3 protein-coding genes are annotated in these 2,000 nt (G+C 76.3%); all 3 read left to right on the top strand.

The features are described 5' to 3' along the window. Positions 1 to 794, top strand: a 794-nt coding sequence (locus tag ACTUAL_RS15025) for a thiamine pyrophosphate-dependent dehydrogenase E1 component subunit alpha (protein WP_440900682.1), incomplete at its 5' end; no start/stop codon positions are given. Continuing rightward, positions 791 to 1,021, top strand: a complete 231-nt coding sequence (locus ACTUAL_RS15030; RefSeq protein ID WP_096494704.1) for an acyl carrier protein — start codon at positions 791 to 793, stop codon at positions 1,019 to 1,021. The genes ACTUAL_RS15025 and ACTUAL_RS15030, both read left to right, overlap by 4 nt. Beyond that, positions 1,018 to 2,000, top strand: a 983-nt coding sequence (locus ACTUAL_RS15035; protein WP_440900683.1) for an alpha-ketoacid dehydrogenase subunit beta, incomplete at its 3' end; no start/stop codon positions are given. The genes ACTUAL_RS15030 and ACTUAL_RS15035, both read left to right, overlap by 4 nt.

Here is a 2,000-nt window from a genome sequence, read left to right on the forward strand (position 1 = left end):
TGGGGCAGGAGTGCGTCCCGGTCGCCATGGCCCCGCTGCTGGCGGGCGACTTCGTGGTCGGCAACCACCGGAGCCACGGCCACTACCTCGCCGCCCACGCCGACCCCGAGGGCCTGCTCGCCGAGATCATGGGGCGGGACGGGGCGGTGTGCAACGGGGTGGGCGGAAGCCAGCACCTGCACCGGCCGGGCTTCCTGTCCACGGGCGTGCAGGGCCAGGGGCTGCCCGTGGCGGTCGGGATCGCGCTGCACCACCGGAACGCGGGCACCGGGCGCGTCGCGGCCGTCTACACCGGCGACGGGACCTGGGGCGAGGGCGCGGTCTACGAGGGGCTCAACCTGGCCTCGCTGTGGGGGGTCCCGCTGCTGGTCCTGGTCGAGCACAACGGGATCGCCCAGTCGACCCCGACCGGGGAGCAGTTGGCGGGCGACATCGGGCGGCGTGCCGCCGCGTTCGGCGTCGACTTCCTGCGGGTGTCCGGTCAGGACGTCGGCGGGATCCGGGCCGCGGTGGCTCCCGTGGTCCACGCCGTGCGCACCGGGAGCCGGCCCGCCGTGGTCCAGTTCGACACCCACCGGCTCGGGCCGCACAGCAAGGGCGACGACACCCGGCCCCCCGAGCAGGTCGCCGCCCTGCGCGCACTCGACTGGCACCCCCGGCTCGCCGAAGCGCTCGGCGAGCGGTTCCACGACGCCGACCGGCGAGCGCGCTCCGCGGTGGACGCCGTCGTGGAGCGCGTCGCCGCCCGACCACCGGCCGCCTGGGCGGCCCCTACCGCCGGAGTGACCCGATGACCGCTCTCGTCCCGCTGGTGGCGGGCATCCTCGGCGTCGCCGAGTCCGACGTGGACGACACCACCGGGGCGGCCACCACCGCCCACTGGACCAGCCTGCGCCACGTGCAGATAGTCGTCGCCGTGCAGGACGCCTACGGCGTGCGGATCGCGGCCCGCGAGGCCCGGCGCTGCCGCTCGGTGGGCGCGCTGCGCGCGGTCCTCGCGGAGAAGGGCGTCGAGCTGTGACCGCGCCGCGCGTGGTGGAGGCGCTCCACGCCGCACTGCACCGGCACCTGCGGGAGCGGCCGGGGCTGCACCTGCTGGGCGAGGATCTGGCCGACCCCTACGGCGGGGCGTTCAAGGCCACCAGGGGGCTGTCCACCGCCCACCCCGGCCGGGTGCTGAGCACCCCGCTGAGCGAGGCCGGGATCGCCGGGGTCGCCGCGGGCCTGGCGCTGGCGGGCGACTCCGCGATCGTCGAGGTCATGTTCGGCGACTTCGCCACCCTGGTGTTCGACCAGGTCGCCAACATGGTGGCCAAGTCGGTCACCATGTACGGCCGCACCCTGCCCATGCCGGTTCTCGTGCGCTGCCCGGTGGGCGCGGGGCGCGGCTACGGCCCCACCCACAGCCAGAGCGTGCAGAAGCACTTCCTGGGCGTCCCGAACCTCGCGCTCTACGAGACCACCCCGTTCCACGACCCCTACGACCTGATCGCCCTCGGGCTCGACCGGGGGCCCGCGATGCTCTTCGAGGACAAGGTCCTCTACACGCGGCGGGTGCTGCGCGACGGCGACGCGGGGGAGGGGCGCGGCTACCGGTTCCTGGGCGCGGAACCGGGCTGGGCGCACGTGTTCCCCGACGACCTGGCCCGCGCCGACGTCGTCCTGCTGTGCCCCGGCGGCGTGGTCCACCGCGCCCTCCGGGCGGCCCGCGAGCTGCGCGCCCACGGCGTCGTCGCGCACCTGGCCGTGCCCGCCCGCCTGCACCCGCTCGACCTGGACCCGGTGCTGCCGCTGGTGGACGGCGCGCTCGTCGTCGTCGCCGAGGAGAGCACCCCCGGCGGGACCTGGGGTGCGGAGGTCGCCGCCGCGCTGACCGAGCGCGCCTGGGGGGCGCTGCGGGCGCCGGTCGTGCGCCTGACGTCCGCAGACTCCGTCATCCCCGCCGCCGCGCACCTGGAGCGGCAGGTCGTGCTCGGCGCCGACCACATCGTCGCCGCCGT

This window comes from Actinosynnema sp. (genome assembly GCF_052038725.1).

Excerpts from the sequence above, each read along its gene's own strand:
- ACTUAL_RS15030 (WP_096494704.1), top strand. The coding sequence starts at position 791 with ATGACCGCTCTCGTCCCGCTGGTGGCGGGCATCCTCGGCGTCGCCGAG.